The sequence below is a fragment of the Stutzerimonas stutzeri genome (genome assembly GCF_002909485.1).
Lineage (GTDB): Bacteria > Pseudomonadota > Gammaproteobacteria > Pseudomonadales > Pseudomonadaceae > Stutzerimonas > Stutzerimonas stutzeri_AH.
On the sequence record NZ_PPXG01000013.1, the window covers coordinates 28,258 to 51,683 of the forward strand.

At 61.0% G+C, this 23,426-nt stretch carries 23 protein-coding genes; 16 read left to right on the plus strand and 7 right to left on the minus strand.

What is annotated here, in order from left to right; translation table 11 throughout:
* Nucleotides 1-57: 57 nt before the first annotated feature.
* Both CXK91_RS22275 and CXK91_RS22280 read left to right on the plus strand, forming a co-directional pair.
* Nucleotides 58-3,033: a TrlF family AAA-like ATPase gene (locus tag CXK91_RS22275; protein WP_103458176.1), complete on the plus strand. Its 2,976-nt coding sequence runs from the start codon at nucleotides 58-60 to the stop codon at nucleotides 3,031-3,033.
* Nucleotides 3,034-3,318: 285 nt separating this feature from the next.
* On the plus strand, nucleotides 3,319-4,788 hold the full coding sequence (locus CXK91_RS22280; protein ID WP_256055805.1) for a hypothetical protein: 1,470 nt from the start codon (nucleotides 3,319-3,321) through the stop codon (nucleotides 4,786-4,788).
* Between the two features lie 39 nt (nucleotides 4,789-4,827).
* On the opposite strand, the gene CXK91_RS22285 is transcribed toward CXK91_RS22280, so the two are convergent.
* Nucleotides 4,828-5,919, minus strand: a complete 1,092-nt coding sequence (locus CXK91_RS22285; protein ID WP_103458173.1) for a DUF3800 domain-containing protein — start codon at nucleotides 5,917-5,919, stop codon at nucleotides 4,828-4,830.
* A 721-nt stretch (nucleotides 5,920-6,640) separates the two neighbouring features.
* Here CXK91_RS22285 and CXK91_RS22290 point away from each other — a divergent pair.
* The 4 genes from CXK91_RS22290 (at nucleotide 6,641) to CXK91_RS22310 (ending at nucleotide 10,995) form a co-directional block, all read left to right on the plus strand.
* Complete coding sequence (locus CXK91_RS22290) at nucleotides 6,641-7,468, plus strand: DUF932 domain-containing protein (protein WP_029043638.1); 828 nt, start codon at nucleotides 6,641-6,643, stop codon at nucleotides 7,466-7,468.
* 81 nt (nucleotides 7,469-7,549) lie between these two features.
* Entirely contained in the window at nucleotides 7,550-9,634 is a 2,085-nt protein-coding gene (locus CXK91_RS22295) for a ParB/RepB/Spo0J family partition protein (protein ID WP_103458174.1), read from the plus strand.
* A gap of 61 nt (nucleotides 9,635-9,695) precedes the next feature.
* Entirely contained in the window at nucleotides 9,696-9,905 is a 210-nt protein-coding gene (locus CXK91_RS22300; RefSeq protein WP_028624810.1) for a hypothetical protein, read from the plus strand.
* Between the two features lie 775 nt (nucleotides 9,906-10,680).
* Nucleotides 10,681-10,995: a DUF736 domain-containing protein gene (locus CXK91_RS22310; protein ID WP_028624809.1), complete on the plus strand. Its 315-nt coding sequence runs from the start codon at nucleotides 10,681-10,683 to the stop codon at nucleotides 10,993-10,995.
* Nucleotides 10,996-11,037: 42 nt separating this feature from the next.
* On the opposite strand, the gene CXK91_RS22315 is transcribed toward CXK91_RS22310, so the two are convergent.
* From CXK91_RS22315 to CXK91_RS22325, 3 genes are read right to left on the minus strand one after another with little or no spacing between them, the layout of a single operon-like run.
* Complete coding sequence (locus CXK91_RS22315) at nucleotides 11,038-11,934, minus strand: TIR domain-containing protein (protein ID WP_028624773.1); 897 nt, start codon at nucleotides 11,932-11,934, stop codon at nucleotides 11,038-11,040.
* A complete protein-coding gene (locus tag CXK91_RS22320; protein ID WP_028624774.1) occupies nucleotides 11,934-12,221 on the minus strand; it encodes a hypothetical protein in 288 nt (95 codons plus the stop codon). The genes CXK91_RS22315 and CXK91_RS22320 overlap by 1 nt, the downstream gene beginning before the upstream one ends.
* Nucleotides 12,222-12,234: 13 nt before the next feature.
* The gene (locus CXK91_RS22325; RefSeq protein ID WP_028624775.1) at nucleotides 12,235-12,528 is read right to left on the minus strand and encodes a helix-turn-helix domain-containing protein; all 294 of its coding nucleotides are present in this window, start codon (nucleotides 12,526-12,528) and stop codon (nucleotides 12,235-12,237) included.
* A 270-nt stretch (nucleotides 12,529-12,798) separates the two neighbouring features.
* Here CXK91_RS22325 and CXK91_RS22330 point away from each other — a divergent pair, with 270 nt between their 5' ends.
* The 9 genes from CXK91_RS22330 (at nucleotide 12,799) to CXK91_RS22380 (ending at nucleotide 20,269) form a co-directional block, all read left to right on the plus strand.
* Nucleotides 12,799-13,146: a DUF2958 domain-containing protein gene (locus tag CXK91_RS22330; protein WP_028624776.1), complete on the plus strand. Its 348-nt coding sequence runs from the start codon at nucleotides 12,799-12,801 to the stop codon at nucleotides 13,144-13,146.
* A gap of 322 nt (nucleotides 13,147-13,468) precedes the next feature.
* Nucleotides 13,469-14,275, plus strand: a complete 807-nt coding sequence (locus CXK91_RS22335; protein WP_028624777.1) for a DUF2285 domain-containing protein — start codon at nucleotides 13,469-13,471, stop codon at nucleotides 14,273-14,275.
* Between the two features lie 83 nt (nucleotides 14,276-14,358).
* Nucleotides 14,359-14,640: a helix-turn-helix domain-containing protein gene (locus tag CXK91_RS22340; protein WP_028624778.1), complete on the plus strand. Its 282-nt coding sequence runs from the start codon at nucleotides 14,359-14,361 to the stop codon at nucleotides 14,638-14,640.
* Between the two features lie 26 nt (nucleotides 14,641-14,666).
* A complete protein-coding gene (locus CXK91_RS22345; protein WP_034000471.1) occupies nucleotides 14,667-15,512 on the plus strand; it encodes a replication initiator protein A in 846 nt (281 codons plus the stop codon).
* Between the two features lie 265 nt (nucleotides 15,513-15,777).
* Complete coding sequence (gene parA, locus CXK91_RS22355) at nucleotides 15,778-16,416, plus strand: ParA family partition ATPase (protein WP_021204048.1); 639 nt, start codon at nucleotides 15,778-15,780, stop codon at nucleotides 16,414-16,416.
* Nucleotides 16,413-16,676, plus strand: a complete 264-nt coding sequence (locus CXK91_RS22360) for a hypothetical protein (protein WP_023094609.1) — start codon at nucleotides 16,413-16,415, stop codon at nucleotides 16,674-16,676. Before parA ends, CXK91_RS22360 begins: the two co-directional genes overlap by 4 nt.
* Complete coding sequence (locus tag CXK91_RS22365) at nucleotides 16,673-17,230, plus strand: DUF2840 domain-containing protein (RefSeq protein WP_021204046.1); 558 nt, start codon at nucleotides 16,673-16,675, stop codon at nucleotides 17,228-17,230. Before CXK91_RS22360 ends, CXK91_RS22365 begins: the two co-directional genes overlap by 4 nt.
* Complete coding sequence (locus CXK91_RS22370) at nucleotides 17,227-17,826, plus strand: S26 family signal peptidase (RefSeq protein ID WP_023112221.1); 600 nt, start codon at nucleotides 17,227-17,229, stop codon at nucleotides 17,824-17,826. The genes CXK91_RS22365 and CXK91_RS22370 overlap by 4 nt, the downstream gene beginning before the upstream one ends.
* A gap of 448 nt (nucleotides 17,827-18,274) precedes the next feature.
* Nucleotides 18,275-20,269, plus strand: coding sequence for a relaxase/mobilization nuclease domain-containing protein (locus CXK91_RS22380; protein WP_008294925.1), 1,995 nt, complete (start codon nucleotides 18,275-18,277; stop codon nucleotides 20,267-20,269).
* 83 nt (nucleotides 20,270-20,352) lie between these two features.
* On the opposite strand, the gene CXK91_RS22385 is transcribed toward CXK91_RS22380, so the two are convergent.
* Genes CXK91_RS22385 through CXK91_RS22395 form a run of 3 tightly spaced genes read right to left on the minus strand, consistent with a single transcriptional unit; the run spans nucleotide 20,353 to nucleotide 22,693 of the window.
* Complete coding sequence (locus CXK91_RS22385; RefSeq protein WP_023660031.1) at nucleotides 20,353-20,871, minus strand: flavin reductase family protein; 519 nt, start codon at nucleotides 20,869-20,871, stop codon at nucleotides 20,353-20,355.
* A 3-nt stretch (nucleotides 20,872-20,874) separates the two neighbouring features.
* Nucleotides 20,875-21,762, minus strand: a complete 888-nt coding sequence (locus tag CXK91_RS22390; protein ID WP_004350834.1) for a sugar phosphate isomerase/epimerase family protein — start codon at nucleotides 21,760-21,762, stop codon at nucleotides 20,875-20,877.
* Nucleotides 21,746-22,693, minus strand: coding sequence for an LLM class oxidoreductase (locus tag CXK91_RS22395; RefSeq protein ID WP_008294927.1), 948 nt, complete (start codon nucleotides 22,691-22,693; stop codon nucleotides 21,746-21,748). The genes CXK91_RS22390 and CXK91_RS22395 overlap by 17 nt, the downstream gene beginning before the upstream one ends.
* 257 nt (nucleotides 22,694-22,950) lie before the next feature.
* Between CXK91_RS22395 and CXK91_RS22400 the strand changes: the two genes are divergently transcribed.
* Nucleotides 22,951-23,426: permease (locus CXK91_RS22400; protein ID WP_181004006.1), on the plus strand; the 476-nt coding region annotated here is incomplete at its 3' end.

The window sequence follows — 23,426 nt, forward strand, 5'->3', positions numbered from 1 at the left end:
CGAGCAAGTCTTCCAAGATGGTCACAAGGACGGTCTATGGCCGCAAAGGATGAGCAAATGATTGGTCGTGGGTCTGAATGGCGTCGCTGGGAACCGCACATCCATGCGCCAGGAACCGTTCTAAATAATCAGTTTGGCAGCGACTCCCCTTGGGATGCCTATCTCAAAAAGCTTGAGACAGTCACGCCGAAAATTGAGGCGTTGGCGGTGACTGACTATTACCTTACCGACACGTACGAAGAGGTGCTAAGGCAAAAGGCGGCTGGCCGTTTAAAAGATATACAACTCATTTTTCCCAACGTCGAATTGCGTTTAGATGTCGCTGCAAAGTCTGGCTTTGTCAACGTGCATCTCCTAGTCAGTCCTGAAGATCCGAACCACGTCGCAGAACTGCACCGCATCCTTCAGCGCCTTCAGTTCCAGGCGCATGGCGATACCTTCAACTGCACCCGCCTGGATCTGATGTCCCTCGGCAGAAAAGCCGACACTAGCATCATCGACGACCGCGCTGCGCTTTCGCACGGCGCCACGCAGTTCAAAGTGAATTTTGACCAGCTCCGCCGGGTTATGCGAGAGAGCGATTGGGCGAAGACCAACATCCTCATCGCGGTTGCTGGCGCGACGGGCGACGGAACTTCGGGGTTACGCCAAGCCGCAGACGCAACCATGCGTCAGGAGATCGAAAAGTTCGCCCACATCATCTTCTCAAGCAGTACGGCACAGCGCGAATTCTGGTCTGGTCGCAAGGGTGTGCCGCTCGACCAACTCAAGGAGCGTTATGGCGGCTGCAAGCCCTGTCTCCACGGCAGCGATGCCCACGACCAGAAAACCGTAGGCGAGCCGGTTGAAGAGCGTTATTCGTGGATCAAGGGTGGTCTAGAGTTCGACGCCCTGCGCCAGGCTTGTATCGACCCCGAAGGTCGTGCTTATGTCGGAAGCGAATCGCCGTCCACGGCCATGCCTTCCCAAGTAATCTCGAACATAGCTATCGGAGATGCCAGTTGGGCATCAACTCCGGACATGCCACTTAATCCTGGGCTTGTCGCGATCATCGGCGCGCGCGGCTCAGGCAAGACCGCACTTGCTGACATGATTGCCGCCGGCTGTGACGCAATCACTCCAGCCGCTTGGAATGCGAGCGCAAACATCAGCCCGTCATTTCTCGTCCGTGCACGCCAGTTGCTTGGCCAGGCGACTGCAACGCTGACATGGGGTGGAGGTGCTTCAGTCACACGCTTCCTCGACGGGCGCGATGCAAACGGTCATCTTGCCTTTCCCCGAGCGCGCTACTTATCTCAGCAATTTGTAGAGGAGCTTTGCTCCTCTGCTGGCGTCTCCGATGGACTCATCGCGGAGATAGAGCGTGTGATCTTTGATGCCCATCCACAGGATGATCTTGACGGCGCTATCGACTTTGCTGAATTGAGGGATTTCCGCACCGCCCGTTTTCAGCAGGCCCGAGAACGGGAGGCTGAGGCAATCGCCGATTTATCCGAGCGCATTGCCACGGAGATTGAAAAGGAAGCTGCTACCACAGGCCTAGCGCTGCAAGTCACGCAAAAGACCGGCCAGATCAAAAGCTACAACGAAGATCTCGCCAAGCTTGTCGTGAAGGGAACTGAGGCTCAGGCCAATCGCCACACCCAGCTTGGACAGGCCGTGCAGACGCTGCGCGGAACGATCCAAGCCTACGGCAATCAGCGCCGGACATTCGTTGCGCTGCAGGATGAGGTGGTAAGCACTCGCAATACCAAGGCCCCCGAGCTGCTGCGCCAAGCCAAGGAGCGACATGTTCACAGCGGTCTCAATCAGCAGCAATGGGATGAGTTCCTGCTGATCTATAAAGGCGATGTCGATACGAGTTTGACCAGCTATGTCACATGGTCCGATCAGCAAATCGCAGCACTCACAGGTCCGGCCATTTCGGCCAGCGACCCGAACACACCGCTCTTCCCAGACACTTCTGACATCTCTAAATTAACCCTTAATACGCTGTTGGCTGAAATGGCCCGGCTGGAGGTGCTGGTAAGCGCCGACAATGTCGTTCGCGGTCAGTACTCCACCCTGTCAAAGCGCATCGCCCAAGAGAACGCCGCGCTCATTAGCCTTCAAACACGCCTAACCGACGCTCAAGGCGCTGGCGCGCGTCGTAAGGAACTCCAGAGCGAGCGGGAAGCGGCTTATGGCCGAGTATTTCAGGCGATCATCAACGAGCAGAATTCGCTCGCCGATCTTTATGGCCCCCTGATGGCGCGCTTAAATGCGTCCACCGGCACCCTTCGCAAGCTCGGTTTCTCGGTTCGCCGCGTCGTTGACGTTGCTGCCTGGGGAGCTGTAGCTGAAGAAGACCTTCTCGACCGACGGAAGGCAGGGCCATTCCAAGGCCGCGGCGCGTTAATCGCTCTGGCGGACAAAACCCTACGATCAGCATGGGAAATAGGTTCGGCTGCCGACGTGCAGGCAGCGATGACGAATTTTATTTCGCAATACATGCGCGACCTTCTGAGCCAGGCTCCCTTTGGCCAGAATCAACAAGCAGAGTTTCGTGGCTGGTTGAAGCAGTTCGCTCACTGGCTTTTCGCCACCGATCACATCTCGGTGCGATACGAAATAGTCTATGACGGAATGGATATCCGAAAGCTGTCGCCTGGAACACGGGGTATCGTACTTCTTCTTCTCTACTTGGCACTGGACGATGCTGACGATCGGCCACTTATCATTGATCAGCCAGAGGAGAACTTGGACCCCAAATCTGTGTTCGAGGAGTTGGTCGCCCTGTTTATCGCGGCTAAGGCCAAACGCCAGGTAATCATGGTCACGCACAATGCCAATCTCGTCATCAACACTGATGCGGACCAGATCATTGTCGCCGACGCTGGCCCTCATCCTGCTGGTGGGTTGCCCCCACTCAAATACACATCTGGCGGCCTTGAGAACACTGCTATTCGCAAGGCGGTTTGCGACATTCTGGAGGGCGGGGAAGAGGCCTTCCGCGAACGCGCACGTCGATTGAGGGTTAGGCTGGATCGCTAACTGCGGCAGCATTGAACGCTCAATGCTTAGATTGATTGCCCGATGTTTGGGAACGAACATCGGTTTTTATCACCTAGATGCCTTGCGCCGGTATGGACGCAAATTGCACTTAGGTGCGATTCCATCGACCAACGGAAGGATGCAATAGCTCCAATGACGGCCTCCGCTCCTATAGACACTACTGGCCTGCTCACCATATTGGGAGTCATCGCCGCTGTGTGGGCGCTCATCTCTCCCACTAACCGGCTCCGGCTTCGCTTCTGCACTACATGGTTGGATTGGGTCGTGGGTGGATCGGTGTTTTTTCTTGTCCACTACCTGATGTACGCCCCGGTCTTGGAGCAACTTGGGCTGTACTACAGCTTGGGACCTTGGAAATGGGGGCTCGACAGTTCAAGTGCGGTGTATCTGCTGCTGCTCTCGGTGGCACTGTACTTCTTTTGGCGAACACGCTTTCCGACGCTGGCCCGGGGGCGAGTGCACGTCTTTCGTGAATTGATCGAAAACTTGCACCTCACCAAGCGCTATGACGAACTGGTATTGCTGGTCGAACCCCAACTGCCCACTCTTATTTCCCTAACCCGGCAACAGTCTTGGCTGGTGTGCTGGATCGACAACGGGGGTAATTCCAAGGATGAACTGGCGGCACTCTTGCGCGGGGAGCCCCCCAAACCTCCTTCAGCATGGCGCCAGCAGTGGCGCCGTTCTCTGCACACATTGAAATCCAGATGTGCAGAGCGAGACCAAGCTAGCTTACAAGCCCGGGAGACCCTCCTGAATCTGGTCACCTCACCTGAGTTAACCATTCACTTGGCGCAGGCGCACCCACACTTCTGCCTCAAGCTGCTGGAGGCGGACGAAGCGATACGCTCCGACTTCATTGCGCATTACATCGACGCGCTGTTGGATGCAAAGGGGAGCCGCCTCTACGTTGAGCTGAAGAACAACCGCAATCTCAATGGCGGAAGCCGTCTGTACTTGCCTGAAAGCAATCGGCTACTTCGCTTCTTCTTCGCCGATGCAGCGATGGCGGTAAAAAACGACGTGGAGGCTGCGATAGGTGATTCTGTACGCCGCCGATTGGACGAAGACAAGCAATTGGCCGAAACGCTAAACGAACCATTGGGCTCCTACCAAGAGGTCGGGCGTTTTCGTTGCCCGATCAATTCAGGCATAACGCTCTTTGAGATCATGGTCCATGAAGGCATCCACCAAGGGTTGCAAGACCATATGTGGCTGCACTATTTTGACGACTTCGCCGAAAAGATCCTCAAGCAAATGTCTGGCGTATCCGACGAGGAGGCCTATCTGGAGTGGCCAACGCCATTTCACTACCTTCTCGGCCGCATGGTTGGCGTCTCTACGGATTGGGCTGAGCAGTGCGCGCGCATAGATGACTCCGAAATCCCACAGGCAACCCGTTGTGCCGTTGATTTCGATCGCCACTATATCTCCAAGCAAGCCACCAAGGTAATGGGGGCGATGCTGCAACACATCATTCCGAGTGAGAAGCTATCGGCGTCATTCAAGACGCATCTGCTGGAAATCGCTATTCGCAGTTATGTAAGGCTCCAGAGCGATCCGAGGATGGCTGATGTCGCAGCGTCATTCCTGAAGGCCGTGATCGTCGGATCGGATTTGCCTACAAAGGACGCTTACCGGCAGGAGCTTCGTAATGTATTCGGAAATCTGGATCACGTTCTGCGGGACAACGCGTCCACCTTCAAAGCTGCGCTGGACGCCTCGCTGCCTTGACGTTTCGCTGTACGGGGGCCGTCACCGCGGCTGATTCACTTATTCGGCATGCCGGACGTTGGCAGTGGCTACGACTTGATTAAGGCCGTAGCCCCTTCGTTCATCGCCCTCGTCAATGAGCCGCATCATGGCTTCGCGCAGTTCGCTCGACACGGGTGCGCCGGCGTCCGTGTCGCGAAAGTAGCGCATCACAGTACCCGCGACGATGTCGGCCAGCTGCACGCCGATGGCCTCATGCGACTGCGCAAACTCGATGCTGGCTTCCTCCTCGAACCGGTAGTCAGACTGCGGGGTGTAGGGCAGATCGACCGAGTGGCTCAGGTTTTCGGCCGTCATTTTTCCCTGGCGCAGAATGTTCTCCACCTCCAATTGCTGGTCGTGTACCAAGCGGATGCCGGCCAAGCGCCTGCTGTAATAGCGATTCATCCTGGCGTAGATGCTCGTGAATGACGTCAGGTTCGGCAACATCCAGACCTGTTTCGCATGTTTGTTAAGGTCGGGGGGCGGAAGAAACCGCGACCAAGCCTCGCCACCGCTAACACGTTGCTCGTCGTATTCGGCTTCAGCCTCCTGCACCATGTGGGCAATGCCTTCCGCGATTTGCACGGCCGAGCCGGTATAGCCCAGATCTGTGGCCATGTCGCGCAGCACGGCGAATGAGGCGCGGAGCGTCCCGTCACCCGGCGCCAGGCACGAGGCGACGAATGTATCGAGGACGCCTTCGGACGCGTGAAAGTACAGGAAGTCTGCCACCGTGTTCTTGATGAAGTGAAGCTTCACCGACTCGGTATAGCCGAGGCATGCTGGCAAGAGGTGGAACGAGGTGATGCTGGTGCAGATAAAGAAGCGCTTGTCGACCACCTCGATGAAAAGCGGAGCGCGTTGATCGAGCAATCCATGGATGACTTCGGCCGAGAATCTTGGCTTGGCTGTCAGCGACTTGGACTTGAGTTCGCCAGCAGGAATGCGGTGACGGCTTCGCAGCTCATTAATGCGATCTTCCCAGTCATGACCGTTCTCAAGACCAATGCCGGCTAGGGCAAAGTAGGGCTGGCCCTTGAAGTCGTAAGCACTGCCGCTGTTGACCATGTCCCCGCTGTGGCCGCTTTCATCAATATAGACGGTGGTCATGTTTCGATGCTGTCCCTGGAGTGATTCGTCTTCGGATGTATAGCGCATTTAGAACGCGCGCTCGACCTAGTGTTAAGGGGCGGGCGCGTTTGCGCCTTTCCTGGGGCTGGCGGCCATTGGTGTCTTCCTGCCACCTCTGCTGAACGTCAATGTCCCGTTGAAGTTGCAAGAACGACTCTTTGATCACAGTGTGCCAAAAAGCCTGCTGATCCGTTGATTCATGGGCGTCCCCGGCCCAGAAGCATGGCCGGTCGCGCTGTCGTGCTGCGCATCGAGCCGCCTGCGGCGTCTCGCCCCTTCGGGCTTCCATCGTTCCCTCGCTTCGCTCGGCTGACGCCTACGGCCCGGCTTCCAGCTTCGGGCCTGCGCGCTTCGCTTGCGTGCGGTCTGCACATCACGGCGGCCGTTGCCATGTCCAGCCGTCTCTCCTGACTCCATCACCTTGCTCGCGACTGTAGCCCGTGGCCGCGTGCCATCAAGGCGCGCCAGGCCGTGTCCTCGGCTGCGCCTGCGGGCCGCACCACCCTGACGCTTTTCTCCTTGACGGCCCACGTCCGTGGGCTCCTGACCGTCGCGGGCGATGAACTCAGGAAAGACGGTGGCAACAGGGCCAACCGGGTTCCTCGTGCCAACCGCACCGAACAGCCGAAAGGCTGGGCTCCGAATCTAGGAATCCGGTGTGCGGTTTGAACAGCAAACCCTTTTCGTCAGGAGAAAGACCATGCTTGCATCCCGTTTCGCTTCCCGTTCCCCGGTACTGCGCAGCGATTCCCCGCTGTCCGATGACCAGATTCACCGCGTGGCCCCATCCATTTTTGCGGAAGCGCCCCACGAAAGTCGCTCCCAGCGTTACGCCTATATCCCCACCGCCACGGTGCTGACCGAACTGCGCAAGGAAGGGTTTCAGCCCTTCATGGTGACGCAGACCCGCACCCGCCACGAAGACCGGCGCGACTACACCAAGCACATGATCCGGCTGCGCCATGCCAGCCAGATCAACGCCCGAGGCGAAGCCAACGAAATCATCCTGTTGAACTCGCACGATGGCACCAGCAGCTACCAGATGCTGGCCGGCATGTTCCGTTTCGTATGCAGCAATGGGCTGGTGTGCGGCGATACCGTGGCCGATGTGCGCGTGCCGCATAAGGGCGACGTGGCCGGGCAAGTGATCGAAGGTGCCTATCAGGTGCTGCATGGCTTCGACCGTGCGCTGGAATCCCGCGAATCCATGCAGGCCATCACGCTGGACGAAGGCGAGGCCGAAGTGTTCGCCCGCGCCGCGCTGTCGCTCAAGTACGACGACCCGGACAAGCCCGCACCCATCACCGAGTCGCAAATCCTGATGCCGCGCCGGTTCGACGACCACCGCCCGGACTTGTGGAGCGTGTTCAACCGCACCCAAGAGAACCTGACCAAAGGCGGTTTGCACGGGCGCAGCGCCAACGGACGCCGTCAGCAGACCCGCCCGGTGCAGGGCATTGATTCCGATATTCGCCTCAATCGCGCTCTGTGGCTGCTGGCCGATGGCCTGCGCCAGTTGAAAGCCTGATTTCCCTGCGCGGCAGGGGCAGGCAGCAACCCTTGCCGCGTCATTCGCTGCTGTATTCCATCATCGCAAGGAGTTTTCACCATGAACGCCATCAACCACACCGAAGCCCAAGCCATCCACGCCACGGCCAGTGCCGCGCCTGCCGTGCTGCTGGAAGCCGCCGACCCGAGCAAGAATCTGATTCTGGTGCCGCTGTCGCGGCTGGTATCGCGCCCCACGGGCCGCAACGTGCGCAAGACCCCGCGCATGTCGATTCCTGAACTCGCCGCCAGCATCCAGCGTGTCGGCCTGCTGCAAAACCTGATCGTCACCGCCACCGCTGACGGCGAGCGTTATGAAGTCGTGGCCGGAGGTCGTCGCCTCGCAGCCTTGAAGCTGCTGGCGAAAAAGCACCGCATCAGCAAGGAATGGGAGGTGCCTTGCCTGCTGGTGGCCGATGGCACCGCCCGCACCGCCAGCCTGACCGAGAACGTGCAGCGCGAAGCCATGCACCCCGCCGACCAGTTCGAGGCATTTGCCGCGTTGGTGGCCGAAGGCCGCCCCATCGAGGACATTGCCGCAGATTTCAGCGTCACGCCGCTGGTGGTGCAGCGCCGCCTGAAACTCGCCAACGTGTCGCCGCGCCTGCTGGAAGACTACCGCGCCGAGGCCGTGAGCCTTGACCAGTTGATGGCCCTTGCCATCACCGACGATCACGCCGCACAGGAAGCCGCGTTCTACGATGCGCCGACATGGCAGCGCAGCCCGCATAACCTGCGCGACCGCCTGACCGAGCGCGAGATTGATGCCCACCGGCATCCGCTGGTGCGTTTCGTTGGGCTGGATGCTTACGAGGCCGCAGGCGGTGGCACCCGCCGCGATCTGTTCGCGGAAGCCGATAGCGGCGTGTATCTGACCGATGCCACGCTGTTGGAACGGCTGGCGCAGGACAAGCTGGTCAGCCTTGCCGCCGAGGTGAAGGCCGAAGGCTGGGCATGGGTGGATGCCACCCCCGGCGCGACCCATGCCGACCTGCAAGCCTTCCAGCGCGCCCCGAGGCAGCGCCGTAACCCGAACAAGCGCGAAGCCCAACGCATCGAGAAACTGCAAACCAAGATGCAGGCGCTGGCCGAGGCCGTGGATGCCGCCTTGAACGCCGACGATGAAGAAAAGGCCGACGCCTTGCAGGAGGAAGGCGAACACCTGGGCGAACAGTTGCAGACGCTGGAAGATGGCTTGCAGGACTACGGGGAAGCCGTCAAAGCTGCCGCCGGTGCCATCGTCACCATTGACCGCAACGGCGAGGTCGTGATTCATCGTGGCCTGCTGCGCGAAGCCGAGGCCAAGGCACTGCGCACGCTTGAACGGCTGCGGCAAGGTTTCGGTAGCGAGGGCGATGCCGGGAACGATGATGCTGGCGAGGAAACCGACGAAGCACCCAAGCCCGCCGCCATGTCCGACCGGCTGGCGCAGCGGTTGAGTGCCCACCGTACCGCCGCGCTGCAAATCGAAGTAGCCCGGCATCCGCAGGTAGCGCTGGCCGCACTGGTGCATGGCATGGTGCAGACTGTCTTGCAAGGCAGCCACTACGGCCACGATCTGCCGCTGGGCGTGAAGCTGGCCCAGCAGGATCGGCTGGAAGGCATGGCCCCGGACTGGCCGGAATCGCCCGCCGCCGTGGCACTGCGCGAACTGCAACAGGTAGCGGGTGAAGCCTTGCCGGAGGACAGCGCCGAACTGTTCGCCGCACTGCTGGCTAAGTCGCAGGATGAACTGGTGCGCCTGCTGGCCGTATGCGTGGCATCCACGGTCGATGTGGTGACGCTCCGCGCCACGCAGCACCAGCCCGGCGCTGAACTGGCGCAGGCCGTGGCGCTGGACATGGCGGCATGGTGGCAACCGACCGCAGACGGCTATTTCCAGCATGTGCCGAAGGCCGCGATTCTGGAAGCCGTGGGCGAATTCGCACCGGAGCACGTCACCCGGCTGGCGAAGTTGAAAAAAGGCGACATTGCCAGCGAAGCCGAACGGCTGGCCGATGGAACTGGCTGGATGCCCGCAATCTTCGCCGCCGAAGCCACGCAGCAGGCCGCGCAGGAGGTGGTGACGGACGAGGCAGCCGAAGCGCCGGAGGAAGCCGCCGCCGTGGCGGATGAGCAGACGCAGGCCGAGGCACTGGCCGTTTGACCCCGTACCACAGATAGCGCCCCGGTTCCGGCCGGGGCGCTTTCATGCCGAGGATTCCCCCATGAGCCACGACACCACGAACCGCCCGCGCATGGCCGCGACCTATGCCCCCGGCACGGTACGCGCCCGCCGCTGGCATGGCGATAGCGACGTGCGGGGCTACCGTCCGCCTCGCGGCTGGACAGCCCGTGCCGACCTGACCGACCTACACCCCATCACGGGCCGCGCCTTGCCGCGTGCCGTGTGGTGGATCATCGAAACCAAAGAATAGGGAGCAGCTCCGCGCCCAAGCCGTTCCGTCTTGGGCGCGGGGAATGCCAAAAATCCGGGCGCGGCGGTGGCCGCGCCCGGTTTCAAGGCTCAAAGCCAAAACGCCCCTTTACCGCCTTCGGTCAGGCGGCAAAGGGGCCGCGCACAAGTCGCTTTTTGCGCAAAAACCATTGAAGCCATGCAAGTGCAGCGGCGCACGCGCCGCCGACATTCCGACAGCACCTCGCCGCAATGGGCGGCGCTTGTGGGGCTACGCCCCGGCTTGCTGCGGCAGGTTGCACGAAAGCGTGCCGTGCTCGACGCTGGCGGTTCGTTGCCTGTACGTCACGAAGGACGGTTCACCGACACACCACCTGGCCTCGATGTGGAGCTTCCACGCCACGCATCAAGCATGTGGCCGCAAGTTGTGGCAGGAGCGCTCGTACCTTGTTGCTGGGGCATTGACCTGGCCGCGTCAGGGAACAAGCCGGTGAGGTTGTCATACGGGGATGCCGAGTCGGTCATGTCTCCATTCGGGAGAGGCGACCCGTGCGTCCTTGGCTTGTCGTGAATCCTGGCGGTGGCGCGGCTGCGCATTGGGCTTTATGACCGCAACATTGCGGCGAAAACAATTTCCCCTACGCTGCGCGCATTCCTCGCGGGACAAATTCTTTTCGCCTCCAGGTTCTCCACGTTGTTGCGACCGCTCCGCGGTGCGGCCAGCCCATCCCCCGCCGGGCGGATCACAACAAGGACGCACTGGCGCGACCTTGTTCAACCCGAAAGGAGAAATCATCATGGCTAACATTGGCACCTTCACCGCAGAGAAAGACGGCTTCACCGGCACGCTTCGCACCCTGACGCTCAACGTCAAGGTCAAGCTGGTTCCCAACGACAAGGGTGACAACGAAAGCGCACCCGACTACCGCCTGCAAGCGGCTGGCCACGACATCGGCGCAGCGTGGAAAAAGACCAGCGAGGCCGGACGCCCTTATGTGTCCGTGACCCTTGACGATCCATCGTTCCCTGCAACGGTCTATGCCCGCCTGATCGAAGGCGAGGACGGCACGCACGACCTGATCTGGTCGCGCAGCAAGCCCAAGGCCGCCTGATAGTCGCTCACCGCGCCCCGCCCATTACGGCGGGGCACAACTCTATGCACGCATGACCTTATTCCAGTCGATGCTATGACCGGCAGCTTCAAGCTCACGCGCGAGTGCCTGTTTCCAGCCCCCGCCGCTATCCATCGTCTCCCAAACAACACCGGCGAAATCGCTTGGAATTTCCACCGCCCCGCGTTTGAGAGCACATACCTTGTCTCTGCCTAGGCGACCAATGAAGTACCCCAACTCCAAAAGCACATTCTGACGGGCTCTGGGCTCAGGTGTTCCTCCTTTTACGCAGCCCTCATCGTCTGGAGTAAGCAGAACTACTGCGAAACCAACATCACTGTGAGCAACCACTTTTTCGATAATTGTTCGTCCTTGGTTAGCCTGTTCGTGCAAGATGACGGCTTCAAGCCCGATTCGCTCAAGAAATCGTGCCACTGTTTCACGAGCACCATCGTCGTGACCATGAACGATAAAGACTTTGCGCGAAAATTGAGCTTTTAACATGGTATCCGTGCTCCCCTTGGTCTGGATATAACTCTTGTAATCCCGCACAAAGGGAATGATTAGCTGGCCAGTAAGTGCGTGAATTCCAGCAATGACCTTTTTTCCGGAATAGAAAAAATGGTGTCCGAAATTGGTAGCGTAGCCGGGATCTGCCGCCAGCTTCTCGATTAAAAGCAACGTCAACCCCAGCGCCTGCTTGGGGTCGTCTGGCCAAGCAAGCTGGGCGCTTCCAATCATGCTGCCCCCAGACTTTTCACTTTCAGCGATGAACGCCTCAACGTCGAGACCTTCCGTGAGCTCGGCGTTGTATGGCTCAAGGTCGGGATGTCGTAGCAGTTGAGCCAATTTTTTGAGAGGTCTTTCGTAAGTTTGAAGCTGTGAGGACTGCAAATCTAGAACTGCATTGTTTATTTCCGAGAATAAGTCTTTAGCCATCAATCATCCCCATCCGACTTCAATCTAGCTTCTGCCGCTTTTTCAAGAATACTCTCCCGATACTTTTCCTTCATTTGTTCTGCGAGAGGGCCAACGATAGGGTTCGAAGAATATTCTCCTAAGCGGTCGTCGATCATTCGATTGACCGATTGAATTGCGCCCTCAATGCTGGCGGGATCATTTGGATCAAAGTTTACGACCCCCAGTTCGCCGTCTAACTCACTCAAGGCGCGCTGCGCATCTTTCAGGTTTTTCTGAAGCTTATCCAGTCCGGTAATTTTGAACACGACTCACCTCCTTTTATTTATTCAGATGCTCGGAAAATGATGAAACTTCCCGAGCAATGTGATCCATCAGTTCGTGGGCGTTTTTGGGATCACTGCCTGCATACGCAAGGACCAGCAGCGTGAGTGGGTGAACATCCAGCACGGCACAAACATCTTCAATTTTATTCAATGTTGGGCTTTTCAGCCCTCGCTCCAAAGAGCTGAGGTAAGTTCGGCTGGACACATCCGAGAACGCCTCCTGGCTCAGGCCACGCGCCTTTCTGATCCGCCGTAGTGCATCGGGCAACGATGGCTTGAATGCTGTCATTCTGAACTTTCCCCAAAATCCAGAATGACAACCTGTTGCGCCCTATAGGGCTACAATCTATAGTGTTCATTTTTCCGTTTGTGCCTTTACTGAAATCCGCATTGGCGGCTTTCAGCAAAAGCGGAGAGCCTGATCCGTGTCTTTCCTGACTTCCGTGCATGTGCCTTCGTGCTTCTACGCTTTTGCGGATGCGTGGGCTTGCGCATCTGCGCTTTCGAGGGAATGCGGTAAAGCGTCCCTGATGTTTCGTGCATGCGTGGGAGTGCAGCCATGACCCCGCTCATCACCGCCGACGAGCGCACGCGCCTGCTGGCCAACGGCCAGGCCCGCGCTGCCGGGCAGGACACCGACCCGCAGCCCGTGGTGCGCCTGTTCACCCCGGATGCGCATGCCACCTGGCTGCTGGCTTCGCTCGACCCAGCCGATGGCGATACTGCCCACGGCCTGATCGGCTTGGGGATTGGCATGCCTGCACTGGGAACGGTGAAGCTGTCCGACCTGGCCGCCATCGTCGGGCCGCGGCAGCAGTCCGTGATGCGGGATCGCTATTTCCAGCCGGTGCGGCGGCTGTCGGAATACCTGCGGCTGGCCGAAGACAACGGCTCGATCACCGATTGAGGGCCACCGCGAAGCGGTGGCGCACTGTGTCTATTTCGGTCTGGTCTGTGACCCGTTCGGTCTGAATTGGCAGTGTTGCACCGAAGCGGTGCGTGCCAGATCGAAACGGTCATGATGCCTGGCGCGGGCTGCGGCAAGCTGACCGACGCGGCATGCCATTGGAGTGCGTTGCCGCCGTCGCACTCGGACGATTTCAGCAACGTATCGGAGTTCATCGGTCTTGACACTGCCAGTTTACGCTTCACCCATGACGTTTTGACGATGGCCTCGTAGCACGCCGTTTCGCCGTGGCGACGCATCCCCAGCACAGGGAGGTTGCCGTATGGCTGATCGCAGTGCCGAGCCGTGGTATGCCACGGCGGCCTATCTCTACGTTCTGCACTTGGATGGCCCGGCGCTGGCCTGGGAGTACCTGCGCCGTCATCCAGACTACCAGCGCGACTGGCTGCGCCGTCGTCGCCAACCGGATGCCGCCGGGCATTGGGGGCTGCGCCTGCTGGAAGATCCCGCCCTGGATGCGCGGGATGCACACCCGGCCTGGTTCCCCGATCACGATGCCGTGGTGCAGCTCTACCCGGATGCCGATCCGCCGCCCGATGCCTTGTGCTTTGCGTTCTGGAAGCTGCCGGGCCACAAACACCTGATCCATGACGGCAAGCGCCTGGTGCTGGTGGCACGCTGGCCCGGCTGCTGCCTGCGTTTCGTGCTCGCGCCAGGCTTGGCCGACGGCATGGCTTACGCCTATGCCATCCGGGCCTGCGTCGCACCTTGCGAACGCTATGCAGCCCTGGTGAGCGAATTGAACAAGATCGCCGTAGCCGCAGGTGCCGTACCTGCGGCGACCGTCCGGCCACGTCCGCCGCTGTCCGCATTGTTGGAACTGCACACGCTTCAGGCGCTGGACGCGACCCTGGCGGGTGCGTCCTTGCGGGAGGTGGCCGAAGGGCTGTTTGGTGTGGATGCCGTTGCCGCCGACTGGCACGCCGACAGCGCTTTGCGCGCCCGCGTGCGGCGGCTGGTGCGCCGGGCCAATGGGCTGATGCGCGGTGGCTATCGCCGTCTGGCGCAACTTCCCCCCGTTCCGCCGCATGAGGGGGGACGTTTCGCATCCCCTGCAGAACGTCCCTGAGCAAGAACCCCAAGTTTCTTGAGACTGCCTCCATCCGGTCGCGCTGTGTGGCCGGGCTTTACCTACCGATGGAGGTACATCCCATGCGACCCGCTCCCTTGCGGCCTGCCGCCGTTCCCGCTGCCACACCCGCACACCCCCAACGCTATCTCACCAACGATGAAGCTGCCGATTACCTGCGCCTGTCACCGCGCACGCTGGAGAAACAGCGCGTGATCGGCGGCGGCCCGAAGTTCCGCAAGTTCGGCCGCCGTGTGATGTACGCCGTGGCCGACCTTGATGCCTGGGCGGAAACGCGCAGCTTCGAGACCACTTCCGACCCCGAATATGCCGAGCACCACTCGGCTGACAGCCGTGCGCGCTGATCGGCGCATCGTCGGTGGCCATCGCCATGTTCCGCCCACCAGGGCACGCCTTGCCGCAGCGCGAACAGCTCGACCTGTTCCGCGCGCTGCCGGGCGACATGGCGCCGCGCGACAGCCAGGACTTGATGGCCTTTCCGTTCTTCTCGCTGGCGAAGTCGCGGCGCACCGCGCCGATCGATTTCCGCAGCGGGAGCATCACCATCCGCGTGGAAGGCACACAGGAACATGGCATCGCCACGATATGGGATGCCGACATCCTGATCTGGGCCGCCAGCCAGATCGTGGAAGCCCGCGACGCGGGCATCCCGACCTCGCGGCTGATGCAGGTGCGTCCCTACGAGATCCTGCGCTTCATCGGGCGCGGTACGTCGCTGCGCGACTACCAGCGCCTCAAGGCCGCGCTCGACCGGCTGCAATCGACCACGGTGGCCACGTCCATTCGAGAAACCACGGGAAGGCGATTGCATCGCTTCTCGTGGATCAACGAGTGGAAGGAGCTGGCCGACGCCAGCGGCACGCCGCTGGGCATCGAGCTGATCCTGCCGGACTGGTTCTATGCGGGCGTGGTGGACGCGGCCCTGGTGCTAACCATCCACCCGACGTATTTCCGGCTCACGGGCGGCATCGAGCGGTGGCTGTATCGCCTGGTGCGCAAGCATGGCGGCCGGCAGGAACATGGCTGGCAATTCGATTTCCAGCACCTGTACCGCAAGTCGGGCAGCGTGGCGCGCTTCTACGACTTCGCCGCCGACCTGCGCGCGCTGGTGGCGCGGCAATCGCTGCCCGGCTACGTCCTGGGCATCGAGCGGATGCCTGGCGAGAAAACCGAACTGCTGACATTCCGGCCCGTGCCGCCCACGGCACGGGGATAACTGCGGGAAAACCTGTTAATTCACTCGTGCTATCAGGCAACAGAGGACTCGTGCTATCAGGCAACAAATCGTCGTGCTATCAGGCAAAAAAATCGGCTGCAAACCCGCGCCGTTGCTGGGTTTTCTCGCCCCTTAACTTCCCTAACAGTAAATACATAACTTTTAGTAGAAGCGCGCCGTTTCGGTGGACAACCGCCAAACGGCACGGCGAACCCCGTTTCGCAGGACAGGCAAAGCCCGGCTTTCCAGCAGGGAGGGCCGCGTCATGATCTTCGCGCTTCTCAATCAGAAAGGCGGCGTCGGCAAGACCACGCTCGCCACGCACATCGCGGGCGAACTGGCGATGCGCGGTCTGCACGTCATCCTGCTGGATGCCGACCCGCAGGGTTCCTCACTGGACTGGACGCAGCGCAGAAGCCAGCAGGGCTTGCCCCGGCTGTTCAGCACCGTGGGCCTCGCCCGCGAGACGCTGCATCAGGAAGCGCCGGAGCTGGCCCGCCGCGCCGATCACGTCATCATCGACGGCCCGCCGCGCATCGCCGCATTGGCGCGTTCCGCGCTGCTGGCGGCCGAGCGCGTGCTGATTCCCGTGCAGCCCAGTCCGTATGACCTGTGGGCCAGCGCCGAGATGGTGGCGCTGATCCGCGAAGCGCAGGTGTTCCGGCCTGCGCTGCACGCGGCCTTCGTCATCAACCGGCGCGTCAGCACCACCATCATCGGCAGGGAAGCGCGGCAATCGCTGGCCGAACAGCCGCTGCCGGCGCTGCGCAGCGAAGTGCGCCAGCGCATCGTCTTCGCCGACAGCGTGGCCGCTGGCCGGCTCGCCCGCGAGACGGCGCCCGACAGCGCCGCCGCCCGCGAGATCGCCGTGCTCACCGATGAACTGCTGCGGTGGCCGACATGAGCAGCCCGCGCAGCAAGCGCGTCGGCATCGGCGCACGTCCGCCCGCGAATCCGCACGCCGAGGCGTGGATTCGCCAGGGCGATGCCGATGCGCTCAACAAGGGCGACCTTTATACGGCCCGCCTGACGCTCGACGTGACGCCCGCGCTACGTGCACGCATCAAGATCGCCGCCTTCGGCCAGGGCGTGACCGTGGCCGAGTTGCTGCGCGGCTTGCTGGAACGGGAGTTCCCCGACAAGCGCCCGGAGAACCTGCCATGAACGCATCCGCCTTGCCTGCCGCTCACGCGGCGACGGCTGCACCGGCTGCTGCGCCGCCGCCTTCGCTTTCGACGCTCGCCGGCCAGGCCGGCAGCGTGCCGCTGACGCGCGTATCGCTCGCCTACATCGAACCGCGCTTCAAGCTCTACCTGCGTTTCGGCGAACCGGCACGCACGTTGCGGCTCGACCGCTGGCGGCGCTGCGCGGTGTTCCTGCCGCGTGCAATGTTCTGCCGCGTGCGCTGGGAAGCAAACGACTACGGCACGATCCGCTGGCAGCTCATGGTGATGCAAGCCGCCACGCCGCTGGACGACATGCAGCGCATCCCCGGCGTGCGGCCCGGCGCACGCCTGCTGCTGCACGCCGAAGGCGAAAACGCGGTGCGTGCCGTGCTGGAACGCATCGACGGCATCGAAGGGCAAGGCATCGCCGCCATCGACGTGTCGCCAGCGTACTGGCGCACGCTGGGCAACCGTCTGGCGGCCCGCCTGGCGCTGCCCGAATACACCGCCGAGCGGCACGCCGCCTGGCTGGCCGGAAAGGCGCTGCCATGACGACCCAATCCAACACCCCATGCACGCACGAAGTCGCGCCGCAACCTCGCTCGCGCCTGCGCGTTCGCATCGTGCTGGCGGGCTTCGCCGCCGTCGGCCTCGCTGCGCTGGCCTGGGCGGCTTTCGTGTCGCCGCTGCCGCGTCTGACCTACAACCCGTCCGACAGCGTGGCGGTCGGCTGGTATCGCATCGAACCGTTCGACCCGCGCACCGCCTCGCTGCCACGTCCGTTGTCCGTGGACAGCATCGTGCTGGTGCCGCTGCCCGACAGGGCCGCCATGCTGGCTGCGCAGCGCGGCTACCTGCCGACCCGCGTTCCGCTGCTCAAACGTGTGGGCGCGGTCGCGCCGCAACACGTTTGCATCGTCGCCGGGCAGGTACGCATCGACGGCGTGCCTGCGGCCGCCGCGCTGCCTGCCGACCGGCTGGGCCGGCCGCTGCCATCCTTGCAGCTTTGCCGCCGCCTCGAATCGGGCGAGCTGTTCCTGTTGAGCGTGACCAATCCAGCGTCGTTCGACAGCCGCTATTTCGGGCCGGTCAGCGCATCCGCCGTGATCGGCGTCGCGTATCCGGTCTGGCTGGAAACACGCCCATGATGGCCGCCGATTCGCTGCACGTTGCCGTGCATCTCATCGTGCCATCGGGCATGTCGTTCCGGTGGCTGCCGCCGTGTCGTCGCGCGTGCAGCGCGGGCGCATCCGCGCCGCGCCTCGCGCAACATCCGGCGCAGCCGTCCAACGTGCAGGCGTCTTGCCTCGAACGCGCCCGGCCTGCAGCCATTGGCGCGTTCGCCGGCGGGCGGGTTGCAAGCAGCGCAGCGCCGCCGGGCCGCCGACGCCCGGAGCGACAGCGAAGGGCAAAGGCGGAAGGCAAGACAAAAGGACGCGGCACCAGGCCGCGTAGAAAGCCTGTCTGCACATGGGGGTGGCGCGGCACGGAGCGGCTTCGCCACCGTGCCGCTTGGGGCGCGAGGCCCGCGCCAATGCAGGCATGTCCCCGTGCTTCGCACGACAGGACACGCCAGAGCTTGCAGGGAGCGCAGCCATGACCGCCCGCCGCGACGACGATTTCCGGGTGCGTCCGAGCGCCCCGAAGAACCGGGGCAAAGGCCAGGGCCAGAGCTTCGTTTCCAAGGTACTCAAGCAGGCGGGCAAGGCCAGCGGCGGCAAGTCCTCGATGCGCCATTCCGCAGCCGGCGGCAGCGGCGCACGCGCCGGCCAGCGGCCCGGCTCGCGCCTGGGGCGCGGCCATACGGCGGCGCGCTTCGCCGGGGCGAAGCTGACGTCCATGTCGCGGCGCGTGACCATCAAGACCCTACTGGTCAATCAACGCAACGCCAGCCCGCAGTCGCTCGCCAAGCACCTGCGCTACATCGAGCGCGACGGCGCCGGCCGCGATGGCGAACCGGGCCGGGCCTACGGGCCGCAGATTGACGATGCCGACCTCGATGCCTTCAAGGAGCGGGCCGACGACGACCGGCACCATTTCCGCTTCATCGTCTCACCGGAAGACGGTGCCGAGCTTGAGGAGTTGCGCACCTACACCCGGCATCTGGTGAACCGGATGGAAGCCGACCTGGGGACGCGGCTGGATTGGGTGGCAGTCGATCACTGGAACACCGACAACCCGCACACCCACCTGATCGTGCGCGGGCGCGACGACACCGGCAAAGACCTCATCATCGCGGGCGACTACATCGCCCACGGCTTCCGCCATCGCGCCGCCGAACTGGCGACGGAATGGCTGGGGCCGCGCACCGAACTGGAGATTCAGCAGACCTTGCAGCGCGAGGTGGAACAGGAGCGGTGGACGAGCCTCGACCGCACATTGCAGCGTGAGGCCGGCGAGGATGGCCGGGTGCAGATCGAGCGCTTCAATGAGCCCCGCCTGCAACGCCAGCGGCTGCTGCTGATCGGCCGACTCCAACGCTTGCAGCGCCTGGGCCTGGCTGACGAGACGCAGCCCGGCACCTGGGCCGTGCATGCCGACGCGGAGAAGACCTTGCGCGCCTTGGGCGAGCGTGGTGACATCATCCGCACCATGCAGCGCGCCATGAGCGGCCAGCCGCGCGAGCTGGCGGTGTTTGAGCCCGGCGACGACGGCCGCACCATCGTCGGCCGCGTGGCCGGCAAGGGGCTGGCCGACGAGCTGCACGACCGCGGCTATCTGGTCATCGACGGCGTGGACGGCAAGGCCCACTACGTCGCTTTGAACGCCCGCGTCGAGCTGGCGAACTATCCCACCGGAGCCGTGGTGGAGGTACGCGGTTCCACCGAGGTGCGGGCGGCCGACAAGAACATCGCCGCGCTGGCGAGCGATGGCCTGTACCGCGCCGATCATCACCTGGCGATCGAGCAAGGCCGAGCCAAGCCCGGCCGCGACCCGCAGGAGGTCGTCGCGGCCCATGTCCGCCGACTGGAAGCCCTGCGCCGGGCCGGCATCGTGGAACGTGTGGCTGATGGACTATGGAAGGTGCCGGACGACCTGGCCGAACGTGGCCGCCAGAACGACGCACAGCGCCTGGGCGGCGTGGCGGTGGAGCTGAAATCGCACTTGCCCATCGAGCGGCAGGCCCGCGTGATCGGCGCGACCTGGCTGGACCAGCAGTTGATCGGTGGCGGTAAGGGGCTGGGCGATCTGGGCTTTGGCGGCGAGACGAAGGAAGCCTTGCAGCAGCGCGCCGACTTCCTTGAAGAACAGGGGCTGGCCCAGCGGCGTGGGCAGCGGGTGATCCTCGCCCGGAACCTGCTGGGGACGCTGCGGAATCGGGAACTGGCAAAGGCCGCCAAGGATATTGCCGCCGAAATCGGCCTAGCGCATCGGCCCGTCACCGACGGGCAGCGCGTGGCTGGCATCTACCGGCGCAGCCTCATGCTCGCCAGCGGGCGCTACGCGATGCTAGACGACGGCATGGGGTTCAGTCTGGTGCCGTGGAAGCCGGTGATTGAACAGCGACTGGGGCAGCGACTTGCCGCGACGGTGCGCGGTGGCGGCGTGGCGTGGGAAATCGGACGGCAGCGGGGAATGGGCATTGGCTAATGCTCGAAGAGTCTCAGCCACATAACCCGGCAGGCTGTCTAGAGATATGCCGAGGCAGTTGTGAAATTCTTCGCTGCATATCTTCAACGGGTTGGATCTATGGCCCGGAAGCGGCCATCCAGATAGACGAGTGGATCGGCATATGCAGATGTGAGCACACGCTCGACACTGGCCAGCATTACCGAGTGGGTGCCGACTGCATGGTGTTCAATCAGCTCACAGAACAGCGAAGCCTGCGCCCCTTGCAGATAGGGCAACCCATTGACTTCATCAAATCGCCAGGCTTCATGATCGAAACGGTCGGTCCCCGTGGCGCTACGGCAGTGCACCGCAAGTACCTCCTGTTCTGCGCGGAGTACATTGATGCAGAACCGTCGAGAAGCCAGCAGCGGCCCATGGATACGGGTTTGCTGACCAATGCACACTAGAACCGTGGGCGGCTCCAGTGAGACTGATGCGAATGAACTGGCGATCATTACGTGTCCGTGGCCATCGGGAGCGATCGACGTGATTAGCGTCACCGTGGAGGCCACGCCGCGCATCGCCTGCCTCAATTGGGCAGCAATCAAAGGGTGTTGGGACATGTAGATGTGCTCAATCATGGGTTACGGGTGTGTTTCACGCTTAGCCCAACCAGGGTGCTTTGTCAGCAAACCCAACATCTCGTCCATCGCGTCATAGGAGCGTTTGAGCGTGCTGTATGGATTCCCCCCGACCAATGTGCCATCATAGCCGACGGGGCCGGTATAACCGAACGACTTGGCAAGTCCAAGAAGTGCGAAGTTGTCGAGTTCTCCTGCATCGAGCGCCTCGAAAGTGGCAATACGACTCCAGCCAAGTGGGCTGCGGGTTGCGCCGCTGAGAGTCAATTCCCGCATGAAGGGTGTTGACGCCATTAACGCTGGCGTCGGGTCTACGGCCTGATAGCCCTCCGTCGGGCTGCCTGCATTGGTTTCGTAGCCATACCAGTGATAGCTTGGAAACACGATGCCGAGATTCGGATGGTTCACGACCGAGCAGATCTGTGCCGCAATGGAGTAATGATCCATCCAGAAGCCCAGATGAAAATACAGCAGGATGTCAATTCCGCGCCGTGCGCAAATCTCAAGTGCCCGACCAAGGAAGTCCTGCAATACCTTGTCGTCCGGTGCCTTTCGATGATTTGAACCGTGGCCTGCCGTCCTGATTCCAAGATTGACAGCCTTCACGCCTTCCATCTCCTCAAGCATCCGCAAGAGTCCTGCGTTGATGGGATGCTGTGGGCCCTGATCCAGGTCGATCACCACATACACGCTAAAGACCTCCAAACCGAAACGATCTTTCACGGTGGATAGACGCTTTGCGGTTTCCCATCGGCTCCCTGACCAGACGGCATAGGTCAGGCCGTCATAACCGATGTCAGCCAGCATTTCGCATTGGACATCGAAGGCATAGGTACCAGCCGAAGAAGTAAAAGCGAGATCCCAGGCAAAAATTTTATGACCGTGCAGCATCCTGCGCCTCCTCCAAATGGGCAGTAGCGTGCGCCGGAAAGTGCGGTACGACATGCTCGCCAAGTTCCTGAACAATCTCATGCGCCGGACGTGTCGCGTATTTCAGGTTGAGGCCAATATGATTAACCCCAATATCGCGCAAGCGGCTGAAGTAGTCAGTAAAGAATCGGTGACCAGCCCGAAACCCGAGGAAGATGGGCGATGGGGGTTCATCGGGATTCTCCGACAGGTCAATATAGAAGGATTGCGTGAAGGGTTTGAATCTTGGTGTCAGCGACCGCCAATTCTTGATTGTCATGGCTTGCTGCGCGATATTTTGGGGATAGTAAAGCCAGCCATCCCCATGCTCGGCAATCCATTCGACCGACTGGCGTGAATGACCAGTCACCATCACGGGAATGTCTCTCAACGCCGGTTTCGGCAGCGTATCTGCACCCGACAAGTTCACTCGGGGCGTGGAGATTTCCGGGAAGTCCTCACGCCAGGCTTGACGCAACACAGTCAATGCTTCTTGGAACAACGTGGCTCGCGCATCCATTGTCTGACCGAAGGCCGGGAACTCTGTTGGCCGATCACCCGTGGCGATACCTAGCACCAGGCGCTGATTTGACAAGCGGTCGATCGAGGCTGCTGCTTTGGCCACAAGCAAGGGATGACGCAGAGTGGTGATGACGCTGCCAGTTGCGAGCGCGATGCGCGACGTCTGTGCCGTGACGTAGCCCATGAATGGCCACAGGTCATGGATGTGACCCACGTCGCCAAAAGACGGGACATTGAGAAATACATCCCTGAAGTAAAGGGCTGCAAAGTTATGAGCTTCAGCCAATTGTGCCGTGCGAATCTGCTGTGCCATGTCCATCTCAGGAATGGCGCCAGGGTAGGACTCGATGGCGAAGAAAAGACCCAGCGTCAGGCTTCCTTCCTGATACATGGTCGAGTATCCACGATGATTTTTGGGGTATCCGGAAAATATGGTTGATTATCGCTCTAGCCCGTACTTCTCATAGGCACCCAATAAAACTGGCTGGGTAACCATGAGAATTCCGGGCTAGAAGCCTCAACTCATTCGCGTATCGAGCAACTTCCTACTTGACAGGCTTCTGAACCAACCATAACATACGCAAACATGCGCATACATGCATGTGTGCGTATGTTGGAATGATGTCATTAATCGGGAGATAATTTATTATGCAAGAAAGTGATTGGGGAATAGTTTTGGATGAGTTCCTGCATATAGGAAGCGGGCTATTATTGATAATTGCCGCAGTCGCAATTATTACTGGCCTTGTCCGGCATTACGTGCCACAGGAGAAGCTACAAGAAAAGTTAAGCAAGCATGAAAGTAAAGGCCCGATAATCGGGGCGCTCATGGGAATTTTAACCCCTTTTTGTAGTGCTGCAATGATTCCAGTTATGATTGGCATGGTGCAAATGGGAATTGCTACTGGAACTGTATTTAGTTTTTTGATTTCAGCTCCTTTAACAAACTTTGTTGTGGTTGGATTAATTGCAGCTACCTTTGGAATCAAAGTGGCCTTTATTTATTTTTTACTGACATTTCTGGGAGCGATAGCGGCAGGATATATAGTCAGCTTTACAAGTCTGCGTAATGCAGTAAAGCGCGATATAGTTGAACCTAAACAGACTTGTAGTGTTTCTACAAA